Here is a 24,737-nt window from a genome sequence, read left to right as displayed (position 1 = left end):
CCTGAGGCTACGCGGCGTAGGCAGCGGCAAAGCGCTTGTTCACTTCCTCCCAGTTGATGAGGTTGAAGAAGGCGGCGACGTAGTCGGGACGACGGTTCTGGTATTTGAGGTAATACGCGTGCTCCCACACGTCGAGGCCGAGGATGGGTATGCCCTTGCAGCCCGACTCGGGCATCAGCGGGTTGTCCTGGTTTGGGGTGGAGCAGATTTGCACCGAGCCGTCGGGCTGCTTGCACAGCCACGCCCAGCCCGAGCCAAAGCGCGTGGTGGCGGCTTTGGTGAAGTCTTCCTTGAACTTGTCGAATGTGCCGAACGCCGTGGTAATGGCTTCGCCCACCGCGCCGGTGGGCTGCCCGCCGCCGGTGGGCGAGAGGATGGTCCAGAACAGGGAGTGGTTGTAGTGGCCGCCGCCGTTGTTGCGCACGGCTACCGGAGCCTTGGCAATGTTGTGCAGGATTTCCTCGATGGACTGGTTCTCCATTTCCGTGCCCGCGATGGCCGCGTTCAGGTTAGTCACATAAGCCTGGTGGTGCTTGCTGTGGTGGATTTCCATGGTTTGCGCATCAAACGTGGGTTCGAGCGCGTCGTAAGCATACGGAAGTTTGGGGAGTTCGAAAGCCATAACTAAAAAGGGTTTGGGTGGTGAAGAGTGCGTGAAATGAGTAGCTATGAAAACAGCTAGACCAGCGGCTGGTTTGGGTAGTCGCTCATTCGCTATCAAAAGTAGATTATTCAGGCTTAATTCTGGTATTTTCCGGAACATACCGGTAAATAGCCGCAACGCAGGGAGGCGAAAGCTGCCAGCTGGCTTCATTGGCGCAAAGTAGCACCGTTATTCGCCAAAAGCGTCAAAAAAAACGGCCGTTCGGTTGGTCCTTTCCGGTATTTGGATGTTGCATATACAATCTTTTGGCGCGTTCAGGCCGCTAGTGAACCCGGCGTAAAACGACCCCTAGGGGACGGTGCCGGGGTTACCTTTGCCCAGCTGATTCGTCTAACTCCTAATCAATTATCTTTCTTCCCACTATTTGTATGACCCATTTGTATTCTCCATTAGCCACGGCAATACCCCGATGGATAGCGGTACTGCTCTTGCTGTTGGTTATCCCAGGCCTGGCCCTGGCCCAAACCATTTCCAGCTTTACACCCAGCAGCGGGCCGGTGGGCACCAGCCTGACGCTGAACGGCACCAGCCTAGCCAGCACCAGCCTCGTCACTTTTGTGGGTGCCGGTAGCAACACGGTAAGCACCGGCTTCACCGTAAATGCCAACGGCACCCAGATTACCGGCATTATTGTGCCAGCCGGGGCTCAAACGGGCCAAATTAGCGTTGCGACGCCGGGGGGCTCCGCCACCAGCAGCGGCGTTTTTACCGTGCTTGCAGCCGGCCCGGCGCTGGCCATTACGGCCGTATCGCCAACGGCCAATGCCCGGGCAGCGGCCCGCACCACGCCGGTCACGGTCACCTTCGACCAGCCGCTGACGGCCGGCTCGGCCGCCGCGCTGAAGGTTTATTCTGCCCAGCGCGGCGGACTGCGCACGCGCGGCACCACCCCGGCCGTGGTGAGCGGCAGCAGTGTGGCGTTTAGCCCCGGCGCGTACGCTTTCTCGCCGGGCGAAACGGTGTTCAGCACCATCACCACGGCGGCGCAGGCCAGCGCGGGCGGCTCACTGGCCCAGCCCCGGGTGCAGCAGTTTACGGCGGCCGTGGACGGCACTGGTCGCGGCACGTTTGCGCCCACCAGCAGCTTGGCCGTGCCCAACATGCCCGCCGCTGTAGCAGCCGGCGACGTGGACGGCGACGGCGACCTAGACCTGGTGACGGCCAACAGCGCGGCCAGCACGATAACCATACTGCGCAACAACGGCAGTGGCACCTACACCATCGCCACGAGCACCAACCTGCCCGAACGGTCTACGGCCCTGGCGCTGGGCGATGTGGACGGCGACGGCGACCTGGACGTGGTCGCCTCCAGCTTTGGCGGGGGCAATGGCACGGGCACCACCGTCAGCATCCGGCTCAACGGCGGCGATGCCAGCGGCTCCAACACCGGCACGTTTAGCAGCGGCTCCGATGTAACGGTGGGCAACGGTCCCAACACCGTAGCGCTGGGCGACGTGGACGGCGACGGCGACCTGGACTTTGTCGTGTCCCTGAACGGCACGACGGGCAATGGCACGGCGGTGCGCGTGATGCTCAACGGCGGCAACGCCTCGGGCTCGAATACCGGGATTTTCAGCAATGGCAGCAGCGTGACGGTGGGCACGGGTCCCTACGTGGTGGCCCTGGGCGACGTGGACAACGACGGCGACTTGGACCTGGTGACCACGCTTATTGACGCAGCGGGCAACGGCAGCGTCCGGGTTAGCCTGAACGCCGGCAACGGTACATACGTCGGCGGGAGTACCGTGGCGGTACTCTCGGCCGCAGGGCTGGCCCTGGCCGATGTCAACGCCGATGGCTACCTCGATATTCTTACCGAAGCCAGCGTGCGCCTCAACACGGCCAACGGCAGCGGCACCTTCGGGGGCGGCTCGGACCCGGCCCCGGATTTTGGCGGCTACGTGGCGGCGGCCGATGTGGACGCTGATGGCGACCTGGATATGATAACCGGCAACGTCAACCTGCGCAGCTCGCTGAGCGTGCGCCTCAACAATGGCAGCGGTACCTTCAGCGGCGGCTACGATCTGCGCCTTGGCGACCAGAAGTACTACATCACCCTGGCCGACGTGGACGGGGACGGCGATTTGGACGTGGTATCGGCCAATCCCAAGGACGCGCAATCGGTGAGCATTCTGCTCAATGCGGCCGCGCCGGCTCCCACCATTACCAGTTTCACCCCCACCAGCGGCCCCGCGGGCACCACGGTCACCATCACCGGCACCAACCTGACCGGCACCAGCGTCATCACCTTCGGCGGCACGGGGGCCAACACGGTCACGGCTAGCTTTACGGTGAATGCGGCCGGTACCCAAATCACGGGCGTGGTAGTGCCCGGCGGTGCTCAAACGGGGCCTGTCAGCGTTACTGCGCCCGGAGGCACTGCTACCAGCACCACCAGTTTTACGGTGCCCGTGCCCACGCTCACCAGCATTTCGCCCAATAGCGGAACCGTGGGAACCAGCGTCACCATCACCGGTACCTTGTTGGGCGGGGCCACCCAGGTCAGCTTCAATGGCACGGCCACCAGCACCTTCACCAGCAATTCGGCGACGCAGGTGGTGCTGGCGGTGCCTAGCGGGGCCACCACGGGTCCCGTCACGGTTACCACCCCGGCCGGCACCTCCAATGCGCTGACTTTCACGGTGACGTGCCCCACGGCAACCATTGCGTACGGAGCCGCTAGCTACTGCCAGACCGCCAGCGCCAATCCCGTTCCTACCCTGACAGGCCCCACGGGCGGCAGCTTCACTTCGGCCTCCGGCCTGACGCTTAATTCGACGACCGGCGTTATCACGCTGGCTTCTTCTACGCCGGGCACCTACACCATCAGCTACGCCGGGGGCACGGCCAGCTGCCCCACCACCGCGACGGCGCAGGTGACGGTCACGGCGGCTCCCTCGGCGGCATTTGCCTACGGCGCTCCGGCTTACTGCCCGGTGGCGGGGCCAGCCATTACTCCCACGCTGGGCACGGGCGCTACGGCCGGCACATTCAGTGCCTTGCCGGCGGGCCTGAGTCTGAATGCCGGCACCGGGGCCATTACCCTGGCCACTTCTTCGGCGGGCACCTACACGGTGACCAACACCGTAGCCGCTGCCGGCGGTTGCGCTACGGCCACCGCCACCGCCACCCTCACGGTGAACCCGCGCCCAGCCGCGCCGACCCTGACCGCGACCTACAACGGGACGACGACCACGCTCACCTCGGGCACGGCCACGGGCAACCAGTTCTACCTGAACTCGGTGGCCATCCCGGGGGCCACTGGCCAGACCTACGTGGTAACCGGCCAGCCGGCCCAGCTGGGTTCCTACACCGTGACGGTGACCAGTGCGCAAGGCTGCGTGTCGCTGCCCTCGACGGTGCTCGTGGTAACGGCGAGCAAAACCAGCGGTATTGCCGGGGCCAGCCTCCGGCTCTATCCCAACCCTACACCCACCGGCGCGGTGACGCTGGAGCTGACTGGCTTCCGCTCGGCTACCCAACTGACCGTGCTGGATGCGCTGGGCCGCGTGGTCATCAGCCAGCTTCTGCTGGCCAACGGTGGTACTGCTACCCGCACCCTCGACCTGACGGGCGTGGTCACTGGCGTCTACCTCCTCCGCCTGAGCAACGCCGAAGGGGTGCAAACGCACCGCTTGGTGCGCCAATAGTAGCTGCTTCAACAAGGCCATTAAAAAGCCCCGCTGGCATTGCTGGCGGGGCTTTTTACTTGGGATTATCGATTTCGCAACAAATCAATGACTTTGCTAATCCGCTGCGCCGATGTGGCCTGCCGCACTTCTTTTCTTCAATGGGGGCGATAACCTGGAGCGGGTTTTTGTGCTCTTCAAGCGTCGAGTTGGATGTGGCAAAGCTTGGAACGTATTCCCCAACCTGACGGTGGCCCGGCCCTGGTACCGTGTTATTTCCTCTTCAAGCTGAAGAATCGCCGCATTAAGGCGGCACATTCTTCGGCCCGCACGCCGCCGCGCAGCTTGGTGCGCGGGTGCAATAGCGCCCCATGCCGCCGGAAGCCCACTTTCGGCTCGTCGGCCCCGAAAACTACGGCTTTCACCTGCGCCCAATAGCTGGCCCCGGCGCACATCACGCACGGCTCGATGGTGACGTAGAGCGTGCAGTCGGCCAGGTATTTATTGCCGAGGTAGTTGGCGGCGGCGGTCAGGGCCAGCATTTCGGCGTGGGCCGTTACGTCGCGCAGGCGCTCGGTCTGGTTGTAGCCTCGGCCGATTATCTGGTTTTCGAACACGACGACGGCCCCGATGGGAATTTCATCGGCGGCGAAGGCTTTTTCGGCTTCGGCCAGCGCCTGGGCCATAAAATATTCGTCGGTGACCGGCACGGCTTATTTCTTCATCACAATGGCCCCCATCACGGCCTGGGCCGTGGGCTGCCACTGCGCCTGCTCCTCGGCCGGGGCCACAAAGGTGAACACGTATAATTGCGTGCCCTCAATGGCGTATTGCACCGCCTGATAGCGCTTGATTGGGGCCAGCTGGCTGCCGGTGCGCCGGCTGTCGGCCACCGTCGAAACGAATTCGAAATAGATGAAATCGCGCCCGTTTACGGTACGAATGTCTTCCTTGATGAAGTCAACCTTGGTGTAAAGGCGCTGAATGCTGGACTTATAAATCTTAATCAGCACGCCGTAATCGAAGCTTTCGAAGGTGGTGGGGCGCACGGCCACGCTAAAATCCACGCGCCCGCTGGGGTTGGAAAATACGGCCAGCGGCTTGCGTGGCGATGGGTATTTCACGGCAATGCCATCGTCGGGCAGGGGCGCAAAGCCCGCCGGTACGCCCACGCTCAGGGTGGAGGCCAGCTTCACGGTGGTAAGCTTGGGCGCGGGACCGAAAGCCGTGAGGCCAAAAAACAGCAGCAGGAGGGAGGCGAATTTCATAGCGGAGCAGGAATAGGTAACAATACAGAAGAACGTCATGCTGAGCTTGCCGAAGCATCTCTACCGCTGCAGTAAATAGATTATTTGCGCGGTATAAGATGCTTCGGCAAGCTCAGCATGACGTTCTTTTTTCGAAAACAGGATTACCTACCGACGAATGGTGGGGTACTTAATCCGGACCTTTTTCCAGTACACGTAGTTGCCGGTTTTGGCCTCTACCAGGTAGGTGCCGGCCGGAATCTTGCCCAGGTTTACGGGCGCGCCGGTGTTGTTGGCGGGGTCCAGCTCGGTCTGGTACATCACCTTGTTCTTGTAGTCGGTCATTACCAGCGTACCGGGCTTGGTGAACTGCTGGGTGAAGCTGAGCAGGATATCGGTCGAGTTCGCCTTGGGAAATACGTCGATGCCCGACAGCGTTTCGATGCGCTTGATGGGGCCGTCCAGCGTCACGGCATCGCCCGAGGACTTAGACTTAATGACGGTTCCTGAGTTGTCGGACTTGCTCTTGGTCTTGATTTTGGTCTGAGCCTGGGCAGTGCCGGCAGCCAGCAGAGCGGTTGCCAGAGCGAGCGCGGGGAAGAATTTCATGGGTATTTGAAGGGATTGAGAAAACAAAGGAACGCAGTTGCCAGCAGCCTTTGCATACTCCGTACCAAAGTTTGGGTTTTGCCCCGCCCGCCCAGTGGCTACCTTCGCACAAAAAAGCGGAACCGAACGAATCCGTTCTTATCCGTCAAATCCGTTAAAATCTGCGGTCCATGCTACGTACCCACACCTGCGGCGAGCTCCGCCCCGAACACATTGGTCAAACCGTCACGCTTTGCGGCTGGGTGCAGCGCACCCGCGACAAAGGCGGCATCCTTTGGATTGACCTGCGCGACCGGTACGGCCTTACCCAAATCACCCTCGAAGAAGGCGTGGAGGCCGAAGCCGTGCGGGAAACCGCCCGCCACCTCGGCCGCGAGTTCGTGCTGAGCGTGACCGGCAAAGTGACCGAGCGCTACTCCAAAAACGATAAAATCCCGACCGGCGGCATCGAAATCCGCCCCGAGAAAGTTGAGATTCTGAACCCCGCAAAGCTGCCACCCTTCCTCATCGAAGACGATACCGACGGCGGCGACGACCTGCGGATGAAGTACCGCTACCTCGACCTGCGCCGCACGCCCGTGCGCAACAACCTCATGCTGCGCCACAAAATGGCCCAGGCCGTGCGCCGCTACCTCGATGGCCAGGACTTCATCGAAGTCGAAACGCCCGTCCTCATTAAGTCCACGCCCGAAGGCGCGCGTGATTTCGTGGTGCCCTCCCGCATGAATCCCGGCGAATTTTACGCTCTGCCGCAGTCGCCCCAGACGTTCAAGCAGCTGCTCATGGTGTCGGGTTTCGACCGCTACTTCCAAATTGTGAAGTGCTTCCGCGACGAAGACCTGCGCGCCGACCGCCAGCCCGAATTCACGCAGATTGACTGCGAAATGGCCTTCGTGACCCAGGAAGACATCCTCGACATGTTCGAGGGCTTGGTGCGCTACCTCTTCAAGGAAATCAAAAGCCTCGATTTCCCCACCGTACCCCGCATGACTTACGCCGACGCCATGCGCGACTACGGCAACGACAAGCCCGACACCCGCTTCGAAATGAAGTTCGCCGACCTCACCGAAACCGTGAAAGGACAAAGCTTCCCCGTATTCGACAGCGCCGAACTGGTGCTGGGCATCAACGCCGCCACCTGCGCCGCCTACACCCGCAAGCAGCTCGACGAGCTGACCGAGTGGGTGAAGCGCCCCCAAATTGGGGCCACCGGCCTCATCTACGCCCGCGTGGAAGCCGACGGCCAGGTGAAATCCTCGGTCGACAAGTTCTACTCGCAGGAGGAATTGCAGAAGTGGAGTGCCGCCTTCCACGCCAACCCCGGCGACCTCATCCTACTGCTGGCCGGCTCCGAAGCCAAAACCCGCAAAGCCATGAGCGAGCTACGTCTCGAAATGGGCCGCCGCCTGGGCCTTCGCGACGCCAATACCTTCTCGCCGCTGTGGGTGATTGACTTCCCGCTGCTCGAATTCAGCGAAGAGGAAAACCGCCACTTCGCCATGCACCACCCTTTCACCTCACCCAAGCCTGAGGATTTGGCCCTGCTCGACAACCCGGCCACCATCGGCCAGACCCGCGCCAACGCTTACGACCTCGTGATAAACGGCGTAGAAATAGGCGGCGGCTCCATCCGCATCCACGACCGCGCCGTGCAGTCGCGCATGTTCGGCCTCCTCGGCTTCACCCCCGAAGAAGCCCAGGCCCAGTTCGGCTTCCTGCTCGACGCCTTCGAGTACGGCGCGCCGCCCCACGGCGGCCTCGCCTTCGGCTTCGACCGTCTGTGCAGCCTCTTCGGCGGCTCCGATTCCATCCGCGACTTCATCGCCTTCCCGAAGAATAATTCGGGGCGTGATGTGATGATTGACTCGCCCTCTCCTATTTCGGAGGTGCAGCTCAAGGAACTGAGCATTAAGACGGCGGTGGTGGCGAAGTAGCTAAATGAAAAAGCCCAAATTCGGCAAGAAACAAACCAGCTTCGAACTCGAAATAGGGTTTTCTCAAAGCGTAATTCTGTTTGATATTCTGATTGGATTAGCGGTTCTATTAGGGGGTTCTGTGTTCGCTTATTGGATTGAGTCGTGGTGGGCCTTAGCTGTTCCTTTATTAGGACTATTCACCATATGGCAGGCAGTTAAAAGAGGTTTCGACCAAGGGCCACAACTCAAAATCGGGCATAGCGGAATATGGTCTGCTGAATTCGGGTTTCTCTCTTGGGGAAAAGCATTACCAATCATTAAAACCGAAATAGGCTACCGCTCTACTTCAACCTATTTGGTAATCTTAGACAGGACCTACCCAGAGCGAAAAACTGAGTTCGCAAGGTTGTCAACGCGAGCACTGGATATTGATGAACGCACACTGCAAGCCTGCTTAAACAAGTATGCACCAAAGCAACTTTGAAACTGGAATAACAGCAGCGGCGACTGATGCATCAGTCGCCGCTGCTGTTATTCCAGTTTATTCATCATAAATAGCTCAGCGTACTGACTACAAAAAAAATAGCCCATGCAATCCATAAGATAATTGTTTCCTGCCTGATAGGGCGCTTTGTGAAGTATGTTATCAGACGTATAATCCCAAGCGCGATGAGTGGAAGCAGTAAAAAGGCAACAGCACGCCCAATAAGTGCGCTGGCAAGTGAAACAGCATCATTCCCACCGGCAATGAAAGGATGAAAAACAATTTGAATTATGATGTTAATGGCTACAGATAGCCAGAACATAGTGAAAAGTGTTTTTTTAGTTGGACTTGTCATATTAATGCTTCAAATTGAATAATGCCTCAAATCTATTGATAATGCCCTTCCGCCTCGACCGCACCGCCCACCACGCCGGCACCCACGAGCAGGCCGCCCAATACCACGCCCGCCATCAGCCCGCCACGATGGCCGAGCGGCTGCGTGCCGCCGCCTACCTCAACAGCGTGGCCTACGGTTACGACCTCGATAACCCGCCCCGGCTCGACCGCACGGCGTTTGCCACGCGCCGGCACTCCCACCGCAATGGGTAATCTGTTAAACCCCGATTTTCAGGATTTCCTGCGGGCCTTGTGGCTGCACGAGGTGCGCTACGTGCTGGTGGGCGGCTATTCGGTCATCATGCACGGCTACAGCTGCACCACCGGCGACCTGGATTGTGGGTCGAGAAATCGGCCGAAAACTATGAGCGGCTGGTGCGCGCCTTCCAGCACTTCGGGATGCCCGTTTTTGACATGACGGCGCACAACTTCCTCCACAATCCGGCCATGGACGTTTTCACCTTCGGCCGCCCGCCGGTTGCTATCGACGTTATTACCCAGCTCAAAGGCTTGGAATTTTCCGAAGCTTACGCCGCCGCCACCGATGTTGAGCAGGACGGCATAAACGTGCGGCTGATTCAGTACCAGCACCTGCTACAAGCCAAACGCGCCGCCGGCCGCCCGCGCGACCAAAACGACCTGGAAAACCTGGTGCGGTAGAAATAGAATCGGCGACTGATACTTCAGTCGCCGCTGCTGCTTAAGTATGGGAAGGAAGATTAGGGCGCAGTAGTTTCTGTGCTTCTAGTCAGGGTAGTTGGTATTGGTGCCGCAAAACCAACCGTTTGCCGGGCAATCAAGCGCCTTGGTCGAACGGCGAACCTATTTGGGCGAAGTTGAAAATCCGACCGAGCCCCGGTCTAGTAGGTTTGCATCAGTTAAGCACTTCACCACTCGCATATATGTCTAAGCTGTCCATCTTCGCCGCCGTTTTCCTGTTCTGGAGTGCCCTTGCTGCTTCCCTGATGCAAGTGCAGCTGGTGGCTTCGCCGATGCACAAAATGCGCGTGCCCACCTACCGTTCCGTGCCCATCCGCGCCACGGTTGTTGCGCAGGTTAATACGACTGCTGCTGCTGTATACAATTAATGGTCCTCTGATTATTAGGATATTCTATTCGTCAAGCAAGCTATTCCAATTTAGAATTAATGTTAAACAGCCACGCCGAACCCATTGGGTTCGGCGCGGCTGTTTTGACGGAGACGGAAATATTGTGCTGTGTTGCCCAATTACAGCCAAGCTATATTTTCCTTGAACTCGACCGGGTACATATTCAGGTACTGCACGATGCGCGGGTAGGTGCCGTGGTTGGGGCTGCTGCCGTGCGGCAGGGCGTGGTGCCAGATAACGAAATCACCGGCTTCGGCCGCAATGGGCACGGTCAGCGCATCCAGGTTCACCTGGCGCGGGTCGGTGCCTTTGGGCAGCGCGGCCAACCAGTCCTCCAGTTTGCGGTGGAAACCCGGCACGCAGCAGAATGCGCCCTGCTCAGCCGGCGTGTCGCACAGATACAGGAGGCCCTGCGTACCAAAATGCAACGGCGGCTCCAGGCTCATGTCCCAATGCAAGTGCGGCCCCTGAAAGTGGTAGCTAGCCGTTTCGGGCGGATTAAAGCTGGTGCGGTCGGTCGTTTTCCATAAGTCGGCCGTTTGCCACAGTTGGGCGAAAGCCTTCTGAATTCGTTTCGACTGACGATTTTCGAGCAGTGTGGGGTGATGGTAGAAATCCATCATAATTCCTTTACCAATGGGCTTTTCATACCAAGTGGCAGAATCGTTCGGGTCCATTGACAGTACCTCCCAAACGGCATTTTCGGTCGCCCGCGCTTGCGCTTTCGAAACGGCAGCGCGTAGAATTACATAGCCATGCTCATCCCAGAAAGCTAAATCTTCAGCGCTCAAAACATCCTCCTCGCTCTCAATTTTGCGGAGATTCTGCTTCAGGCTCTCCGGATAAGGCTGCTGAGAAATGATGCTATTGAGTCGTTCAATTTGTAATGGGTCAATCTGCCCGTTATTTTTTGAAAGAATCCAGTTTTCAAACTCCGCAAAGCTTGGAGCCACCTGCATCAGGTAGCGCGTGGTTTCCTCCAGCGGCAAGCAAAGGCCGTTCAGAATCACGTTGTCAAAACGCCAGTTCCGTTCATCTTGCTCGATGAACACGCCATTGCGTTTCGCCAGCGAATGCGACCAAAAGCGCTTTAAATGCTGTACGCCCAGTTCTCCGATTTCTTCTGAGCTGGCAAGTGCATTTTGAGTTTTCATCGTATGTTAAAATGTCAGTAGATAGACGGTTAAGACAACAGCAACCCTTGGCCAGTCCGTAGCAAATTACGGGCAGACACAAAAAAACCGGCAACTGAATTTTCAGCTGCCGGTTTTTTTAAAATTAGTGGTATTTAGAAATTCCGCTCGCCCGTTTCGCGCTTGCCCAGCATCACCGAGCCTACCATGGCCGCCAGCAGCAGGATGGAAGCTAGCTCAAACGGCAGTGCATATTCCTTGAACAGCACCATGCCCAGCTTGTCCACCATGCCAATCTGCGAATTGAAGCTGGTGGGGTCATAGCCGGCGGGGTTCACGTTGCGCATGGCAGCTACCAGAATCAGCAGCAGCGAACCACCGGCAATTACACCAGAAGCCTTGGCCATTAATGGTTTATGAGGTTCTGTTTCAACGTTTAAATTCAGGAACATAATCACGAACAAGAACAGCACCATGATGGCTCCAGCATACACGATGATGTTTACAGCTGCGAGGAATTGCGCATTCAACATCAAATAGTGAACAAATAAGCAGAAGAAGACACCTATTAGGCTAAGAATGCTATAGATGGGATTCTTCGCAGTCACGACAACTACTGCTAACAACAGTGCTAAAAAAGCAAAGAAATAGAATGTGGAGCTAGTGAGCATGATGATTAAAAAGTGGTTTCACTTCTGGGTTTAGCAGTCCTTATGGCAACTAAATTTGATATCACGCCGATTGAATTTGCGTGCGCAGCTTATCAGCCTGCTCGGGCGTGAGTTGGATGCCGCGTTTCGAGCGGTTGTCCGGCGTCACGGGCTCCACCAGCCGGTCTTTGCCGTAGATGAACTCGTCGCGCTCGAAGCGCGGTGGGGCCATTTTATCGGCTTGCAGGTACACGGCGGCTTTGGGGCAGGCTTCTTCGCACAGGCCGCAGAAGATGCAGCGCAGCATGTTGATTTCATAGCTCACCGCGTATTTCTCCTCGCGGTAGAGGCCTTCCTCGCCTTTTTTGCGCTCGCCAGCCACCATCGTAATGGCTTCGGCGGGACAGGCCACGGCGCAGAGGCCGCAGGCGGTGCAGCGCTCGCGGCCGGCTTCATCGCGCTTCAGCACGTGCAGCCCGCGGAAAACAGGGGAGAATGGACGCGTTTCTTCGGGGTAGCGAATGGTGACCTGCTTCTTGGTGGCAGCCCGGAAAAAGTGCTGCATCGTAATAGACAAGCCCTGGAAAATAGCCGGCAGGTAAGCCCGCTCGGCCAGGGTCATGGGCTTCTTTTCGAGGACTTTGGCGCGTTTGCTTAAGGATTCCATAGGTCGTTATTTAATTACGCCGAACGTAATCAGGCCGCCCGTGAGCAGGATATTGAAAATAGCCAGAGGGATGAGGATGGTCCAGCCCAGGCGCATCAGCTGGTCGTAGCGGAAGCGCGGAAGCGTCCAGCGCACCCACATGAAGAAGAAGATGAAGGCGAAGATTTTGCCAAAGAAGCCCACCAGCCCGAGAATGGTGATGATATTCTGAGCCGTCACCAGTTCCATCCCACGGTTCGATACGAACCAATCGCGCAGCTCGTATTGGAAGGGGAAGTTGAAGCCGCCGAAATAAAGCACGCTCATCACGGCCGAAGCCACGAACACGTTGATGTACTCGGCAAACAGGTATAGGCCCATTTTCATGGAGCTATACTCGGTGTGGTAGCCGCCGATGAGCTCGGTTTCGCACTCGGGCAAGTCGAAGGGCGTGCGGTTCGTCTCGGCAAAAGCACAGACGATGAAGATGACGAAGCCCAGCGGCTGCTTGGCGATGTTCCAGAAGTGCCACTCGCCGGCTACCGACTGCTGCAAGGTGATTTCGCGCAGCGAAAGCGTGCCCGACATCATCAGCACGGCAATCAGGGCGAGGCCCATGGCCAGCTCGTAGCTGATGTTCTGCGAAGCCGCGCGGATGGCCCCCAGCAGCGAGAACTTGTTGTTCGAAGCCCAGCCGCCAATCATAATCCCATACACGCCCAGCGAAACCATACCGAACACATACAGCATACCCACGTTGATTTCGATGCCTTGCAGGTGAATAATGGTATCACCGAACTGTAGAAAATTGCCGAACGGAATAACCGCCGACGACATCAGCGCCGTGACCATCGCCAGCGAAGGGCCGAACACAAACAGCGCCCGGTTGGCCCCGGCGGGGAAGAATTCTTCCTTGGTGAACAGCTTCACGGCATCGGCCAGGGGCTGAAGCAGGCCGAACGGACCGGCGCGGTCCGGGCCTACCCGGTCCTGCAGAAATGCGGCAATTACGCGCTCGGCGTAGGTGCAATACGTGGCAATCAGCAGCGAAACGCCGAAGGTTACCAGAACGACGAGGCCTTGCCAGCCCAGAGCGGGGAGAGTCATGTTATAGTATTTGAAGCTTTTCGCACGTCATGCTGAGCAAAGCCGAAGCATCTCTACCGGGAAAGTAGCTATTACTGTTGCGGTAGAAATGCTTCGCTGCGTTCAGCATAATGTGCTGTCTATTATCGTTCTGCTTAGTTATTCAAACCGCCCAGCCGCAACGGCGGGTTGCGCTCCAGTTCACGGGTGGTGCTTTCGGGCAAATCCTGAATTACCTGCGGGTTCACCACCGGCAATTCGTAATGGTTCTGGGCAATCACCGAGGCGCGGCTGATGTGCGCCGGCCCTTCGAGGACCCAGTCCGAGGTTTCCTTTTTGTCGAAGCGGCAAGTGTTGCAAATCCACTCCTTCACTTCGCCGTAGGCATCCTTGCGGGCCGTTACGCGCAGCACATCCTTGCCTTTGTACCACAGGGTTACGCGGCCGTTGCACTTGTCGGTCTGGCAGTCGCGATGGGCATCCACGGGTTTCGTGAACCATACGCGCTGCTTGAAACGGAAGGTTTTATCGGTCAGCGCGCCCACCGGGCACACGTCGATAACGTTGCCGCTGAACTCGTTGTCGATGATGTTCTCGATGTAGGTGCCAATTTCCGAGGCATCGCCGCGGCCCAGCACGCCGTGTACGCGCTCGGGGGTAAGCTGGTCGGCAGTGTACACGCAACGGTAGCACAGGATGCAACGCGTCATGTGCAGCTGAATGAGCGGTCCAATGTCGATTTTCTCGAAGGTGCGGCGCTCTTCTTCGTAGCGGGTGGTGCTCAGGCCGTGCTCGAAAGCAAAATCCTGCAGGCTGCACTCGCCGGCCTGGTCGCACACCGGGCAGTCGAGCGGGTGGTTGATGAGCAGCATCTCCACGATGCCTTTGCGCACGTCCATCACCTGCTGGTTGATGGTGTTTTCCACCACCATGCCGTCCTGCACCGTCGTAATGCATGAAGCCACGAGCTTGGGCATAGGGCGCGGGTCTTTGGCCGAGCCGGCCGACACCTTCACCAAGCAAGCGCGGCACTTGCCGCCCGAGCCCTTCAGGGGAGTGTAGTAGCACATGGCGGGCGGCACAATGCTGCCGCCAATCTGGCGGGCCGCGTTCATGATGGTCGTTCCATCGGGAACTTCCACCTCAATGCCGTCGAACGTTATTTTAGCCATTGTCTTTGATTTGAGAACTTAGAACCAAGATGTTAGAATCAAGAGGATTGAAGCTCCTGATGTTAAATACAATGTCCTTCTAAGTTCTAAGCTCTGATATCTAAATTCTAATAATTACGCCAGCACGGCCGCGCCACGATATGCAGCGCCGGGAGCCGTAGCTTCTTTCGGGTTCATCACATGCCACTCAAACTCGTGGCGGAAGTGGCGCACGGCGGCCGCTACTGGCCACGCGGCTGCTTCGCCCAGGGGGCAAATGGTGTTGCCTTCAATCTGCTTGGCCACGCTCACCAGCAGGTCGATGTCGTGCATGGAGCCGTGACCGTGCTCCAAACGGTGCAGCACCTTTTCCATCCAGCCCGTACCCTCGCGGCAGGGCGAGCACTGCCCGCACGACTCGTGGTGGTAGAAGCGGGAGAAATTCCAGGTGTTCTTCACAATGCACGTCGTTTCGTCCATCGCAATGAAGCCGCCCGAGCCAAGCATGGTGCCCGTCACAAAGCCGCCGTCGCTCAACGACTCATACGTCATCAGGCGGTTTTCACCAGTGGCAGTTTTCAGAATCAACTCTTTCGGCAGAATCGGCACCGACGAACCACCGGCCACCACGGCCTTCAGGTCGCGGCCTTTCCAGATGCCGCCGCAGTACTCATCGGAGTAGATGAATTCCTCTACCGGCAGGCCCAGCTCAATTTCGTAGATGCCCGGCTTGTTGAGGTGGCCGCAGGCCGAAATCAGCTTGGTGCCCGTGCTTTTGCCGATGCCAATTTTGGCGTACTCGTCGCCGCCCTCGTTCACGATAACCGGCACGGCCGCAATGGTTTCCACGTTGTTCACCACCGTGGGGCGGGCGTAGAGGCCCTGCACAGCGGGAAATGGCGGTTTGTTGCGCGGGTTACCACGCTTGCCTTCCAGCGATTCCAGCAGCGCGGTTTCTTCGCCGCAGATATAAGCCCCGCCACCGGGATGCACGTGCAAATCGAGCGAGTAGCCCGAGCCGAGAATGTTCTCGCCCAGGAAACCGGCCGCATAAGCTTCGGCAATGGCCTTTTCGAGAATGCGCAGCACGTACAACAGCTCGCCGCGGATGTAGATGTAGCTGGTGCGCGCACCCAGGGCGTAGCTGCCCGTAATCATGCCCTCAATGAGCAGATGGGGCAGTTTCGTCATCAGCTGACGGTCCTTGAAGGTGCCCGGCTCCGATTCGTCGGCGTTGCAAACGAGGTAGCGCGGCACGCCCTCCGGCTTGGCCAGGAAACCCCATTTCATGCCAGCGGGGAAGCCTGCGCCGCCGCGCCCGCGCAGGCCCGACTTCTTCACTTCTTCCGTTACCTCGTCGGGCGTCATGGTTTTGAGCGCCTTTTCCACGGAGCGGTAGCCGCCGTGCTTGCGGTACACCTCGAAGGTATTGATGCCTTCGACGTTGATATGTTCGGTTAATAGCTTGCGGCCCATAAGATTAAGCGTTGTGCTGATGACTTTTAAGCTATTGGTGCTGCTGTTCCAGACGCTTCAATCGGGATTCAAAATCCTGATTGGTAGCTTGTTGCTGCCCCAGTGCTTTGCTAATGGAATAAGTCATGAATTCCATATTCTTTTTGCTTTCCTCTTGAAAAACAGTCAGGATGCTGTTTGTGTGCTCTTGTTGCTTTAAAACAACCGAAGCAGTACGATTCAAGGCTTCCTTCATGGCCCGGATGTCATCTTTCATCTCATGCATTTCGATGAGAATTTCTGAAATGATAAGCGGCAAATCCTGATTTTGGTCGGCCATCGTTTTAGTTGTTCTTCAGGGAGTTGGGCAGGCTGCTGTTTTCTTCCCACGACAGGATGGGGCGATGAACCTGACCGCGCAACTCATTGAGCATGGCATCCACCGCTTCGGGCGTGTCGAGCTTTTCGTAATACTGCTCGCGCACTTGCACCACGGGGGCAAAGCCGCAGGCAGCCAAGCACTCCACTTCTTTCAGGGTAAAATTGCCGTCGGGCGAAGTGCCGCCCACTTTGGCCCCGGTGATGCGCTCCAGATTGGCCGTCAGCTCGTCGGAGCCGCGTAGCATGCAGGGGCCAGTGCGGCAGATTTCCAGCACATGCTTGCCCACCGGCTTGAGGTTGAACATGGTGTAAAATGACGACACCTCGTATACTTCAATCGGCTTGATGCCAAGGGTTTCGGCTACCAAGTCCTGCACTTCGGGGCTCACCCAACCGCCGAACTCAGCCTGCGCGATGTGTAGAATCGGCAGCAGGGTCGACTTGCTCCGGTCTTCCGGATAGTGCGTGAGCAGGCGCTTGATTTCCGCCTGGCCAGCGGGAGAGAATTGCAATTTTTTGGGCGAGGTCGTCGGCTCCATAGCAGTCAATTTCAACAAAAACTAAGCGTCCAGTTCGCCAGCGATGACGTTCATGGACGAGAGAATAACGATGGCGTCCGACAGGGTCGTGCCCACGGCCATCTCAGGGTAAGCCTGATAATAAATGAAGCAGGGCCGGCGGAAGTGCAGGCGATACGGCGTGCGGCCCCCGTCCGAAACCAGGTAGAAACCCAACTCGCCATTGCCGCCTTCCACCGCGTGATATACCTCGCCCACAGGCGCATCAATCTCGCCCATCACGATTTTGAAGTGGTAAATCAGGGCCTCCATGTTCTTGTATACTTCCGGCTTGGTGGGCAGGTAGTAGTGCGGGGCATCGGCGTGGTAGGGGCCGTCGGGCAGCCTGTCGAGGGCCTGATTAATGATGCGCAGGCTCTGCCAGATTTCCTCGTTGCGCACAATGAACCGGTCATAAGTGTCGCCGTTGGTGCCCACCGGAATATCAAACTCGAAATCTTCGTAGCTCGAATACGGGTTCATAACGCGTACGTCGTAGTCGACGCCGGCGGCCCGTAGGTTGGGGCCGGTGAAACCGTAGCTCAACGCTTTCTCCGCCGAAATCGGGCCCACGTTTACCACGCGGTCCATGAAAATTCGGTTGCGGTTGAACATGCTCTCGAACTCCTTCATCACCACCGGGAAGCTTTTCAGCCAGGCGCGAAGCTTGTCGAGCGCAACCGGCGAAAGGTCGCGCTCCATGCCGCCCACGCGGCCCATGTTGGTGGTGAGGCGGGCACCACACACCTCCTCGTAAATCTCGTAAATCTTCTCGCGCTCCTGGAACACGTAAAGGAAGCCGGTAAAAGCCCCCGTGTCCACGCCCAGAATGGAGTTGCAGATAAGATGGTCAGCAATGCGGGCCAACTCCATCATAATCACTCGAATGTACTGCGCACGCTTCGGCACGGTCACGCCGAGCAGCTTCTCTACCGTCATGTGCCAGCCCAGGTTGTTGATGGGCGACGAACAGTAGTTCATCCGGTCCGTCAGCGTGGTAATCTGGTAGAACGGCTTGCGCTCGGCCAGTTTTTCGAAGGCCCGGTGGATGTAGCCGATGGTGGGCACGCCGGACACGATGCGCTCGCCATCCATTTGCAGGATGTTCTGGAAAATGCCGTGCGTGGCGGGGTGCGTCGGGCCCAGGTTCAGCGTCGTCAGCTCCTGGCTGAAGTCGTTGAGAATGGGCATCAACTGACCGGGGCGCTGGGCAGCGGCCTCTTCGATGATTTTGTGGGTGCCTGCCAGGGCGTCGTTTACTGCCATGATATGATTATCAGGGGCCTAGCGGCCGAAAAACAGGTCAGTTTTGTCTTCGCGGGTACCGTCCTCCACGGGGTATTCGCGCCGCATCGGGAAGTAGTCCATGTCCTCCACGTTGAGGATGCGGATGAGATTGGGGTGGCCAGTGAAGATGACGCCGAAGAAATCGTAGGCTTCGCGCTCCATCCAGTTGGCCGCGTTGTAGAGGTCGGTTAGGGTCGGTACTACCGGGTCGGCAACTGGAAAGAAGATTTTCAGGCGCAACCGGATGTTCTTCGTCATGCTGTGCAGGTGGTAAATCATGCCCAGCTCCTGGCCTAGGTTCTCGGGGTAGTTGATGCCGCACATCGTGGTCAGGAAGTGGAATTTCAATTCCTGGTCCTGCTGCAGACCGGCGATGATTTCGTGGATTTTCTCGCGCGTGGTGGTCGCCGTGAGCAGGCCGTAGGGCTCATGCACGTCGGTGAAGGTGCTGTCGCCAAACAGGCGGGTGAGCAACGCCAGCACCTGCGCATTCTGGGCCTTTATCGGGTCTTCGGCAACGGGCGCTTCGGGCGCGGCGGCAGCATCTTGAGGAGTCATATTCAGAGCTCAGAGCTTAGAACATAGAGCTTAGAAATAGGGAGTCAGATATGAAGGTGAAGCCTTGAATTCTGAGCTCTGAGTTCTACGTTCTGAGTTCTAAAGAAAAATCTACTTAATGTTATAAGACGCCAGCAGGGCCTGGTATTCGGGGGCATTGCGGCGGCGGAAGGACTCGTTGCGGGCCAGGTCCTGCACGCGCATCAGGCCGTCGATGACTTGCTCGGGGCGGGGCGGGCAGCCGGGCACATACACGTCGACCGGGATGATGCGGTCGATGCCTTGCAGCACGGAGTACGAGTCGAAAATGCCGCCCGAGCAGGCACAGGCACCCATAGCCAGCACCCAGCGGGGCTCGGCCATCTGCTCATATACCTGCTTCACGATGGGGGCCATCTTCTTGGCAATGGTGCCCATTACCATGAGCAAATCGGCCTGGCGGGGCGAGAAGCTGGGGCGCTCGGAGCCGAAACGCGAGATGTCGTAGTGCGAGCCCATGGTGGCCATGAACTCGATGCCGCAGCAGGACGTGGCGAAGGGCAGGGGCCAGAGCGAGTTGGCACGGGCCATGCCCACTACCTTCTCCAGCGAGGTAGCGAAAAAGCCAGCGCCCTCGACGCCCTCGGGAGCGTCAACGGTTTTTATTTCAGGAACTCGGTTATCAGCCATAGTTATAAGAGACAAGCAGATTAGGCGGCTTTCGCTACTTGAGCGGGCCGGTTTTCCAACACCGGGGCATTGGCGAAAGTTTGGCCGGCGGGCGCTTCATTCCAGCGCAGAATACCCTTTTTGATGATATAGAAGAAACCCGCCAGCAGCAGCGCCATGAAGATGAGCATCTCGATGAAGCCGTAGTATCCGTCCTTGTTGAGCTCGCGGAAGTTCACCGCCCAAGGGTACATGAAGATGACTTCCACATCAAACAACACGAAAACAATGGCCGTGAGGAAGTATTTCACCGAAATGGGGGTGCGGGCGTTGCCCACGGATTCGATGCCGCACTCGAAGGAAGCGTCCTTCACCGTGCTGTGGCGCTTGGGGCCCACCATGTGCGAAACAATCATGGCGAAGGCTACGAAAGCCAGGGCCAGACCAAATTGGATGACAATGGGCAGATAATCGGAAGGCTGATAATTGGCAGCCGGCAGGGCTAGGTACATAGAGGTCAATTATATAGCATTCAGGCCTCACGGGCGCTGAAGGGCAAAGGTAGCGCCCACGGGGTTGGGGCGCAATGTTGAAACGTGAACCGCTGGGAGGACGAACAGTTTGGGCCGGTGATGACGGCCTGCTGGTATAACAGCGAGCGGAAATATTCGGCGCATTACGGGCTTTTGTTTGGATTGAATGTGCTTTCTTTAGGGGCAAGCTGGACGCTATTCTTTCCTCTCCATGTATAATCCTGCTGATTCTTTGAGCGACTTCACGGCGGCTAATGCGGCCCTGGCGGAACGGGAACACCAGCTTTCGGTCCTTTTTGACACCATTGCCGATGTTACGTTTGTGCTGAATGTGGAGGGGGAAGGACGCTACCGATTCATCTTTGCCAACAAAGCATTTGAGAAAACCACCGGCCTGCCGCTAGCGCAGGTGCTGGGCCGCTACGTGGAGGATATTATTCCAGAGCCCTCGCTCAGCCTGGTGCTCACGAAGTACCGCGAGGCCATTGCCCGCATGGAGCGCGTGGTGTGGCAGGAGACTTCTGACTACCCCACGGGCCAGGTGACGGGCGAAGTGAGCGTGACGCCGGTGCCCGATGAGCGGGGCCGCTGCTGCCAGCTGGTGGGCGTGGTGCATGACCTGACCAAGGAAAAACAGGTGGAAGCAGACCTGCGCCTCAGCAACGAGCGGCTGGCCTACGCCCTGAAGGCCACCAGCGACGCCATCTACGACTGGACCGTCAGCGACGACACGCTGTATTGGGGCGAGGGGTTTGAAAACCTATTCGGGTACCAACTCATCGAAAACCCCACGCCCTTCAGCAAGTGGGCCGACTGTGTGCATCCCGACGACAGCCCACGCGTGGTGGCGGGCCTGCGGCACGCGGCCTTTGAAACCACAAACCTTTTCTGGCAGGAGGAATACCGGTTCCGGCGGGCCGATGGTACCTGGGCCGAGGTATTTGACCGGGGCTACCTGCTGCGCAATGCGGCGGGGCAGGCCGTGCGCATGATTGGGGCCATGCAGGACATCACGCCCCGCAAGCAGGCCGAACGGCAGCGGCAGTTGCTGACCGAGAAGCTAATTGGCCAGAATGCCGACTTGCAGCAGTTCACTTACATCGTATCGCACAACCTGCGGGCACCGCTGGCCAATGCCCTGGGCTTTAGCGACCTGCTGGCCCGCGTGGACAAACAGTCGGCGGTGTTTGACACCTCTCTGCAGAACCTGCGCACCAGCCTGCGGCTGCTCAACGGGGTGCTGACCGACATGAACGAGATTCTGTCGGTGCGCGACGAGCAGGCCGGCTACCGGCCCGAGCCGGTGGCGCTGGCCGTTGTGTGCCAGCAGGCATTGCAGGGCTTGCATGGGGCATTGCAAGCCGCGAGCGGCCAGCTCCGTATTGCTATTCCGGCCGACCTGCGCGTGTCTGGCAGCCGGGCCTATTTTCACAGCATCTTTCACAACCTGATTTCCAACGCCATCAAGTACCGGGCCGATGCCCGGCCGCTGGTAATTGCCATCGCGGCCACCGCGAATCCGGCTGAGGGGCTGACCATTACGGTGCGCGATAATGGCTCGGGGTTTGACCGGGAGCAGGCCGGCGACCATATTTTTCAGCTCTACCGGCGCTTCCACACGGGGCAGGCCGGGCGCGGCATTGGCCTGTACCTGGTGCGGGCGCACGTAGAGGCCATGGGCGGGCAGGTGGCCGTGGCCAGCCGCCCCGATGCCGGAACCGAATTCACGCTCTATTTCAAGCCCCATGCAGATGAAAACCTACCTCATTGATGACGATGGCCTCGCCAACTATCTCACCGAAAATCTGTTGCGGGTCGAAGGGTTTTCCAACTGCATCTGCACGTTTCAGTCGGCGCAGGAGGCGCTGGATAAGCTGGTGGGTAAAAAGCAGCGCCTGCCCCGGGTCGTATTTCTTGATTTGAACATGCCGATGATGAGCGGCTGGCAGTTTCTCGATGCCCTGGCTCCCCACCAGGAGGCGTTGCGCGGCACCTGCCACATATACATCCTCACTTCATCATTGGCGTTGCAGGACCTGGAAAAATCCAAGCAATATGGCCTGGTAGCCGGTCTGATTCATAAGCCGCTGGATGGCGAGGAAATCCGGGCCATTCAGTCGCGTTTTGGCGATGATGGCTTGGACGATGGGCAACCCTGCGACTGCTGATTAGCAGCTTTACGCGGGACCGTGGAACTGGGAATGCCCGGCTGGTTCGGGAGTATCTTTGGGTATCAGGCAGAAACTTATGGAACAGGCACGGCAACGGTTATATACGGTAGAAGAATACATGGCCCTCGAAACGCGGAGCGGCGTGCGCCATGAGTTTTTTGAGGGCGAATTATTTGCGATGGCCGGAGGCACGGCAAAGCACAACACGTTGGTATTGAACTGTGCTTTTGCCATGCGAGCCGGATTACGGGGCAAGTCGTGCCGGGTATTTACCGAAAACGTGCAACTGGCCGTGGAATCAGGGCGATACTACAACTATCCTGATGTACAGGTAACCTGCGAGCCAGCTGACCTACTGGCCGAGCGCACAATGAAATCGCCCATCTTAGTGATTGAAGTGCTTTCGAAATCGACCGAAATCCGGGACCGTAGCTGGAAGTTTAATCAGTACAAGCAGTTGCCTTCGCTGAAGCATTATTTACTGGTTTCGCAGGCAACCTGCCTGGTGGAATGGTACCGGCGCGAGGAGAGCGGCATGTGGTCGTTCACGGCTCTGGCCGAGTTTACTGATGAAATATTCCTGCCGGAGTTGGATTTGACGCTGCGCCTGCACGACGTTTACGAAGACACCGGCATCACCCAGTTGAATATCCGCTTCGACTCAGAAGACCCCGATTACCGCGACCGTGAGGATAAATAAAAAAGGCCCGCATCATTCGATGCGGGCCTTTTTTATTTCGGCTTACAAGCCGGTGTCGCGGTTCAAATCCTCGGCCGGGACGGCCCCGAGGAAGGGGTAGCGGTAGTCGGTGACGGGCACGAAGGTTTCCTTGATTGCGCGGGGCGATACCCAGCGGAGCAGGTTCAGGATGGAACCGGCCTTGTCGTTGGTGCCGGAGGCGCGGGCCCCGCCGAAGGGCTGCTGGCCCACGACCGCGCCGGTGGGTTTGTCGTTGATGTAGAAGTTGCCGGCAGCGTGCATCAGTTTCTTCGACGCTAAGTCAATGGCGTACCGGTCCTGCGCGAATATGGCCCCGGTGAGGGCGTAGGGCGAAGTCGAATCGACCAGCTCCAGGGTTTCCTCGAATTGGTCGGCGTCGTAGACGTACACCGTGACGACGGGACCGAACAGCTCGTCGCACATCGTGATATATTTCGGGTCTTTGGCCACGATGACGGTGGGCTCGATGAAGTAGCCTTTCGACTTGTCGTAGCCGCCGCCGGCGATAATTTCGGCGTTTGGGTCGGCCTTCGCGCCGTCGATGTATTTGGCGAGCTTGTCGAAGGAAACTTCGCTGATGACGGCGTTGATAAAGTTGCCAAAATCCTCCACGTCGCCCATTTTGAAAGAGGCGAGGTCTTCCTTCACATAGCCGAGGATTTCATCGGCCAGGTTGCTGGGCAGGTAGACGCGGGAGGCGGCGGAGCATTTCTGGCCCTGGTATTCAAACGCACCGCGCGAGATGCCCACGGCCACGGCTTTGGCGTGGGCCGAGCGGTGGGCCACGATGAAGTCCTTGCCGCCGGTTTCGCCCACGATGCGCGGGTAGGACTTGTAGCTGGCGATATTCTGGCCGATTTCCTGCCAGATGGTCTGGAATACTTTGGTGGAGCCGGTGAAATGGATGCCGGCGAAGTCGCGGTGCTTGAACACCACGTCGCCCACCACGGGGCCGTCGGCATACACCAGGTTGATGACGCCAGCCGGCACGCCGGCTTCCTCGAACAATTCCATCAGCACCTGGGCCGAGTAGATTTGGGTATCGGCGGGCTTCCAGACCACCACGTTGCCCATCATGGCCACGGAGGAGGGCAGGTTGGCGGCGATGGAGGTGAAGTTGAACGGCGTGAGGGCGAACACGAAGCCTTCGAGGGGGCGCTGCTCCAGGCGGTTCCACATGCCGGGCAGGCTCTCGGGCTGCTGCTCGTACACCTGCCGCATGAAATGCACGTTGAAGCGGAAAAAGTCAATCAACTCGCAGGCGGCGTCGATTTCGGCCTGGAAGGCGTTCTTGCTCTGGGCCAGCATGGTGGCCGCGTTGATGCGGGCGCGGTAGGGGCCAGCCAGCAGGTCGGCGGCTTTGAGGAAAATGGCGGCGCGGTGCTCCCAGGGCAGCTCGGCCCAGGCGGTGCGGGCGGCCAGGGCGGCCTCAATGGCCTGCGTAACGTGCTGGCCTGTGCCGTAGTGAAAGTGGCCGAGGGTGCGCTGATGGTCGTGCGGCGGGCTCATGCGGCGCAGGTCGCCGGTGCGGACTTCCTGCCCGCCGATGTGCATGGGAATGTCCAGCTCCAGCTTCTTCAGGCGCGCAAGCTCCTGCTGAAGCTCCAGTTTCTCTTTCGAGCCGGGCGCGTAGCCTTTGACGGGTTCGTTGATGGGGACGGGGACGTTGAAAAAGCCGTTGGCCATAGGTCGAATGGGTTTTATAA

At 58.5% G+C, this 24,737-nt stretch carries 27 protein-coding genes and 1 pseudogene; 10 read left to right on the top strand and 18 right to left on the bottom strand.

Going from position 1 to position 24,737, the window contains the following annotated elements:
* Positions 1 to 7 precede the first annotated feature (7 nt).
* Positions 8 to 622: a superoxide dismutase gene (locus ACVWYF_RS15760; RefSeq protein ID WP_457069673.1), complete on the bottom strand. Its 615-nt coding sequence runs from the start codon at positions 620 to 622 to the stop codon at positions 8 to 10.
* A 476-nt stretch (positions 623 to 1,098) separates the two neighbouring features.
* Here ACVWYF_RS15760 and ACVWYF_RS15755 point away from each other — a divergent pair, with 476 nt between their 5' ends.
* Positions 1,099 to 4,314, top strand: coding sequence for an FG-GAP-like repeat-containing protein (locus tag ACVWYF_RS15755; RefSeq protein WP_457069671.1), 3,216 nt, complete (start codon positions 1,099 to 1,101; stop codon positions 4,312 to 4,314).
* A gap of 251 nt (positions 4,315 to 4,565) precedes the next feature.
* Here ACVWYF_RS15755 and ACVWYF_RS15750 read toward each other — a convergent pair whose 3' ends face one another.
* From ACVWYF_RS15750 to ACVWYF_RS15740, 3 genes are all read right to left on the bottom strand, one after another.
* Positions 4,566 to 5,003 carry a nucleoside deaminase gene (locus ACVWYF_RS15750; protein ID WP_457069669.1) on the bottom strand — a complete coding sequence of 146 codons (438 nt, stop codon included), beginning with the start codon at positions 5,001 to 5,003 and terminating at the stop codon, positions 4,566 to 4,568.
* 3 nt (positions 5,004 to 5,006) lie between these two features.
* Positions 5,007 to 5,561 carry a hypothetical protein gene (locus tag ACVWYF_RS15745; protein WP_457069667.1) on the bottom strand — a complete coding sequence of 185 codons (555 nt, stop codon included), beginning with the start codon at positions 5,559 to 5,561 and terminating at the stop codon, positions 5,007 to 5,009.
* Positions 5,562 to 5,708: 147 nt separating this feature from the next.
* Positions 5,709 to 6,149 (bottom strand): hypothetical protein, encoded by a 441-nt coding sequence (locus ACVWYF_RS15740; RefSeq protein WP_457069665.1) that lies wholly within the window; start codon positions 6,147 to 6,149, stop codon positions 5,709 to 5,711.
* A 170-nt stretch (positions 6,150 to 6,319) separates the two neighbouring features.
* Here ACVWYF_RS15740 and aspS point away from each other — a divergent pair, with 170 nt between their 5' ends.
* Positions 6,320 to 8,083 (top strand): aspartate--tRNA ligase, encoded by a 1,764-nt coding sequence (gene aspS, locus ACVWYF_RS15735; RefSeq protein ID WP_457069663.1) that lies wholly within the window; start codon positions 6,320 to 6,322, stop codon positions 8,081 to 8,083.
* Between the two features lie 4 nt (positions 8,084 to 8,087).
* Positions 8,088 to 8,549 (top strand): hypothetical protein, encoded by a 462-nt coding sequence (locus tag ACVWYF_RS15730; RefSeq protein ID WP_457069661.1) that lies wholly within the window; start codon positions 8,088 to 8,090, stop codon positions 8,547 to 8,549.
* A 64-nt stretch (positions 8,550 to 8,613) separates the two neighbouring features.
* Here the strand turns inward: ACVWYF_RS15730 and ACVWYF_RS15725 are convergent, their stop codons facing one another.
* Positions 8,614 to 8,871 carry a hypothetical protein gene (locus ACVWYF_RS15725; RefSeq protein WP_457069659.1) on the bottom strand — a complete coding sequence of 86 codons (258 nt, stop codon included), beginning with the start codon at positions 8,869 to 8,871 and terminating at the stop codon, positions 8,614 to 8,616.
* A gap of 74 nt (positions 8,872 to 8,945) precedes the next feature.
* On the opposite strand from ACVWYF_RS15725, the gene ACVWYF_RS15720 reads away from it, so the two are divergent.
* The 4 genes from ACVWYF_RS15720 to ACVWYF_RS15705 all read left to right on the top strand — a co-directional run bounded on the left by ACVWYF_RS15720 (position 8,946) and on the right by ACVWYF_RS15705 (position 10,033).
* Positions 8,946 to 9,158, top strand: a complete 213-nt coding sequence (locus tag ACVWYF_RS15720) for a hypothetical protein (RefSeq protein ID WP_457069657.1) — start codon at positions 8,946 to 8,948, stop codon at positions 9,156 to 9,158.
* A complete protein-coding gene (locus ACVWYF_RS15715; RefSeq protein ID WP_457069655.1) occupies positions 9,151 to 9,363 on the top strand; it encodes a hypothetical protein in 213 nt (70 codons plus the stop codon). Before ACVWYF_RS15720 ends, ACVWYF_RS15715 begins: the two co-directional genes overlap by 8 nt.
* On the top strand, positions 9,345 to 9,605 hold the full coding sequence (locus ACVWYF_RS15710) for a hypothetical protein (RefSeq protein ID WP_457069654.1): 261 nt from the start codon (positions 9,345 to 9,347) through the stop codon (positions 9,603 to 9,605). Before ACVWYF_RS15715 ends, ACVWYF_RS15710 begins: the two co-directional genes overlap by 19 nt.
* Positions 9,606 to 9,847: 242 nt before the next feature.
* Positions 9,848 to 10,033 (top strand): hypothetical protein, encoded by a 186-nt coding sequence (locus tag ACVWYF_RS15705; RefSeq protein ID WP_457069652.1) that lies wholly within the window; start codon positions 9,848 to 9,850, stop codon positions 10,031 to 10,033.
* A 140-nt stretch (positions 10,034 to 10,173) separates the two neighbouring features.
* On the opposite strand, the gene ACVWYF_RS15700 is transcribed toward ACVWYF_RS15705, so the two are convergent.
* The 12 genes and pseudogenes from ACVWYF_RS15700 to ACVWYF_RS15645 form a co-directional block, all read right to left on the bottom strand.
* On the bottom strand, positions 10,174 to 11,208 hold the full coding sequence (locus ACVWYF_RS15700) for a phytanoyl-CoA dioxygenase family protein (protein WP_457069650.1): 1,035 nt from the start codon (positions 11,206 to 11,208) through the stop codon (positions 10,174 to 10,176).
* A 134-nt stretch (positions 11,209 to 11,342) separates the two neighbouring features.
* Positions 11,343 to 11,858, bottom strand: a complete 516-nt coding sequence (locus ACVWYF_RS15695; protein WP_457069648.1) for an NADH-quinone oxidoreductase subunit J family protein — start codon at positions 11,856 to 11,858, stop codon at positions 11,343 to 11,345.
* A 61-nt stretch (positions 11,859 to 11,919) separates the two neighbouring features.
* Positions 11,920 to 12,504, bottom strand: a complete 585-nt coding sequence (locus tag ACVWYF_RS15690; protein ID WP_457069646.1) for a NuoI/complex I 23 kDa subunit family protein — start codon at positions 12,502 to 12,504, stop codon at positions 11,920 to 11,922.
* Positions 12,505 to 12,510: 6 nt separating this feature from the next.
* Positions 12,511 to 13,590 carry an NADH-quinone oxidoreductase subunit NuoH gene (gene nuoH / locus ACVWYF_RS15685; protein ID WP_457069644.1) on the bottom strand — a complete coding sequence of 360 codons (1,080 nt, stop codon included), beginning with the start codon at positions 13,588 to 13,590 and terminating at the stop codon, positions 12,511 to 12,513.
* Between the two features lie 134 nt (positions 13,591 to 13,724).
* Positions 13,725 to 14,741, bottom strand: coding sequence for a 2Fe-2S iron-sulfur cluster-binding protein (locus tag ACVWYF_RS15680; RefSeq protein WP_457069642.1), 1,017 nt, complete (start codon positions 14,739 to 14,741; stop codon positions 13,725 to 13,727).
* A gap of 114 nt (positions 14,742 to 14,855) precedes the next feature.
* Positions 14,856 to 16,196 carry an NADH-quinone oxidoreductase subunit NuoF gene (gene nuoF, locus ACVWYF_RS15675; protein WP_457069640.1) on the bottom strand — a complete coding sequence of 447 codons (1,341 nt, stop codon included), beginning with the start codon at positions 16,194 to 16,196 and terminating at the stop codon, positions 14,856 to 14,858.
* Between the two features lie 31 nt (positions 16,197 to 16,227).
* A complete protein-coding gene (locus tag ACVWYF_RS15670; RefSeq protein WP_457069638.1) occupies positions 16,228 to 16,515 on the bottom strand; it encodes a hypothetical protein in 288 nt (95 codons plus the stop codon).
* 4 nt (positions 16,516 to 16,519) lie between these two features.
* Complete coding sequence (locus ACVWYF_RS15665; protein ID WP_457069636.1) at positions 16,520 to 17,095, bottom strand: NADH-quinone oxidoreductase subunit NuoE family protein; 576 nt, start codon at positions 17,093 to 17,095, stop codon at positions 16,520 to 16,522.
* Between the two features lie 21 nt (positions 17,096 to 17,116).
* Positions 17,117 to 18,304, bottom strand: coding sequence for an NADH-quinone oxidoreductase subunit D (locus ACVWYF_RS15660; RefSeq protein ID WP_457069713.1), 1,188 nt, complete (start codon positions 18,302 to 18,304; stop codon positions 17,117 to 17,119).
* A gap of 93 nt (positions 18,305 to 18,397) precedes the next feature.
* Positions 18,398 to 18,958, bottom strand: a complete 561-nt coding sequence (locus ACVWYF_RS15655) for an NADH-quinone oxidoreductase subunit C (RefSeq protein ID WP_457069634.1) — start codon at positions 18,956 to 18,958, stop codon at positions 18,398 to 18,400.
* 111 nt (positions 18,959 to 19,069) lie between these two features.
* Positions 19,070 to 19,627 (bottom strand): NADH-quinone oxidoreductase subunit B, encoded by a 558-nt coding sequence (locus tag ACVWYF_RS15650; protein WP_457069632.1) that lies wholly within the window; start codon positions 19,625 to 19,627, stop codon positions 19,070 to 19,072.
* Positions 19,628 to 19,728: 101 nt separating this feature from the next.
* A pseudogene (locus tag ACVWYF_RS15645) lies at positions 19,729 to 20,118 on the bottom strand (NADH-quinone oxidoreductase subunit A); the annotation flags it as partial.
* Between the two features lie 232 nt (positions 20,119 to 20,350).
* On the opposite strand from ACVWYF_RS15645, the gene ACVWYF_RS15640 reads away from it, so the two are divergent.
* The 3 genes from ACVWYF_RS15640 to ACVWYF_RS15630 all read left to right on the top strand — a co-directional run bounded on the left by ACVWYF_RS15640 (position 20,351) and on the right by ACVWYF_RS15630 (position 23,010).
* Complete coding sequence (locus ACVWYF_RS15640; protein WP_457069630.1) at positions 20,351 to 21,910, top strand: sensor histidine kinase; 1,560 nt, start codon at positions 20,351 to 20,353, stop codon at positions 21,908 to 21,910.
* Complete coding sequence (locus ACVWYF_RS15635) at positions 21,891 to 22,307, top strand: response regulator (RefSeq protein ID WP_457069628.1); 417 nt, start codon at positions 21,891 to 21,893, stop codon at positions 22,305 to 22,307. Before ACVWYF_RS15640 ends, ACVWYF_RS15635 begins: the two co-directional genes overlap by 20 nt.
* Before the next feature lie 121 nt (positions 22,308 to 22,428).
* On the top strand, positions 22,429 to 23,010 hold the full coding sequence (locus ACVWYF_RS15630; RefSeq protein WP_457069626.1) for a Uma2 family endonuclease: 582 nt from the start codon (positions 22,429 to 22,431) through the stop codon (positions 23,008 to 23,010).
* A 42-nt stretch (positions 23,011 to 23,052) separates the two neighbouring features.
* Here the strand turns inward: ACVWYF_RS15630 and pruA are convergent, their stop codons facing one another.
* Positions 23,053 to 24,717: an L-glutamate gamma-semialdehyde dehydrogenase gene (gene pruA, locus ACVWYF_RS15625; protein ID WP_457069624.1), complete on the bottom strand. Its 1,665-nt coding sequence runs from the start codon at positions 24,715 to 24,717 to the stop codon at positions 23,053 to 23,055.
* Positions 24,718 to 24,737: the final 20 nt, after the last annotated feature.

It is taken from the genome of Hymenobacter sp. UYAg731 (assembly GCF_054061335.1).
The sequence above is the reverse complement of the archived record's forward strand: the minus strand, read 5'-3'. Positions and strand labels throughout refer to the sequence as shown.

What these genes read in the sequence shown, in the direction of transcription:
- ACVWYF_RS15760 (WP_457069673.1), bottom strand. Translation starts at nt 622, where the DNA reads ATGGCTTTCGAACTCCCCAAACTTCCGTATGCTTACGACGCGCTCGAA.
- ACVWYF_RS15745 (WP_457069667.1), bottom strand. Translation starts at nt 5,561, where the DNA reads ATGAAATTCGCCTCCCTCCTGCTGCTGTTTTTTGGCCTCACGGCTTTC.
- ACVWYF_RS15740 (WP_457069665.1), bottom strand. Translation starts at nt 6,149, where the DNA reads ATGAAATTCTTCCCCGCGCTCGCTCTGGCAACCGCTCTGCTGGCTGCC.
- aspS (WP_457069663.1), top strand. Translation starts at nt 6,320, where the DNA reads ATGCTACGTACCCACACCTGCGGCGAGCTCCGCCCCGAACACATTGGT.
- ACVWYF_RS15730 (WP_457069661.1), top strand. Translation starts at nt 8,088, where the DNA reads ATGAAAAAGCCCAAATTCGGCAAGAAACAAACCAGCTTCGAACTCGAA.
- ACVWYF_RS15725 (WP_457069659.1), bottom strand. Translation starts at nt 8,871, where the DNA reads ATGTTCTGGCTATCTGTAGCCATTAACATCATAATTCAAATTGTTTTT.
- ACVWYF_RS15720 (WP_457069657.1), top strand. Translation starts at nt 8,946, where the DNA reads ATGCCCTTCCGCCTCGACCGCACCGCCCACCACGCCGGCACCCACGAG.
- ACVWYF_RS15715 (WP_457069655.1), top strand. Translation starts at nt 9,151, where the DNA reads ATGGGTAATCTGTTAAACCCCGATTTTCAGGATTTCCTGCGGGCCTTG.
- ACVWYF_RS15710 (WP_457069654.1), top strand. Translation starts at nt 9,345, where the DNA reads ATGCCCGTTTTTGACATGACGGCGCACAACTTCCTCCACAATCCGGCC.
- ACVWYF_RS15705 (WP_457069652.1), top strand. Translation starts at nt 9,848, where the DNA reads ATGTCTAAGCTGTCCATCTTCGCCGCCGTTTTCCTGTTCTGGAGTGCC.
- ACVWYF_RS15700 (WP_457069650.1), bottom strand. Translation starts at nt 11,208, where the DNA reads ATGAAAACTCAAAATGCACTTGCCAGCTCAGAAGAAATCGGAGAACTG.
- ACVWYF_RS15695 (WP_457069648.1), bottom strand. Translation starts at nt 11,858, where the DNA reads ATGCTCACTAGCTCCACATTCTATTTCTTTGCTTTTTTAGCACTGTTG.
- ACVWYF_RS15690 (WP_457069646.1), bottom strand. Translation starts at nt 12,504, where the DNA reads ATGGAATCCTTAAGCAAACGCGCCAAAGTCCTCGAAAAGAAGCCCATG.
- nuoH (WP_457069644.1), bottom strand. Translation starts at nt 13,590, where the DNA reads ATGACTCTCCCCGCTCTGGGCTGGCAAGGCCTCGTCGTTCTGGTAACC.
- ACVWYF_RS15680 (WP_457069642.1), bottom strand. Translation starts at nt 14,741, where the DNA reads ATGGCTAAAATAACGTTCGACGGCATTGAGGTGGAAGTTCCCGATGGA.
- nuoF (WP_457069640.1), bottom strand. Translation starts at nt 16,196, where the DNA reads ATGGGCCGCAAGCTATTAACCGAACATATCAACGTCGAAGGCATCAAT.
- ACVWYF_RS15670 (WP_457069638.1), bottom strand. Translation starts at nt 16,515, where the DNA reads ATGGCCGACCAAAATCAGGATTTGCCGCTTATCATTTCAGAAATTCTC.
- ACVWYF_RS15665 (WP_457069636.1), bottom strand. Translation starts at nt 17,095, where the DNA reads ATGGAGCCGACGACCTCGCCCAAAAAATTGCAATTCTCTCCCGCTGGC.
- ACVWYF_RS15660 (WP_457069713.1), bottom strand. Translation starts at nt 18,304, where the DNA reads ATGCCCATTCTCAACGACTTCAGCCAGGAGCTGACGACGCTGAACCTG.
- ACVWYF_RS15655 (WP_457069634.1), bottom strand. Translation starts at nt 18,958, where the DNA reads ATGACTCCTCAAGATGCTGCCGCCGCGCCCGAAGCGCCCGTTGCCGAA.
- ACVWYF_RS15650 (WP_457069632.1), bottom strand. Translation starts at nt 19,627, where the DNA reads ATGGCTGATAACCGAGTTCCTGAAATAAAAACCGTTGACGCTCCCGAG.
- ACVWYF_RS15640 (WP_457069630.1), top strand. Translation starts at nt 20,351, where the DNA reads ATGTATAATCCTGCTGATTCTTTGAGCGACTTCACGGCGGCTAATGCG.
- ACVWYF_RS15635 (WP_457069628.1), top strand. Translation starts at nt 21,891, where the DNA reads ATGAAAACCTACCTCATTGATGACGATGGCCTCGCCAACTATCTCACC.
- ACVWYF_RS15630 (WP_457069626.1), top strand. Translation starts at nt 22,429, where the DNA reads ATGGCCCTCGAAACGCGGAGCGGCGTGCGCCATGAGTTTTTTGAGGGC.
- pruA (WP_457069624.1), bottom strand. Translation starts at nt 24,717, where the DNA reads ATGGCCAACGGCTTTTTCAACGTCCCCGTCCCCATCAACGAACCCGTC.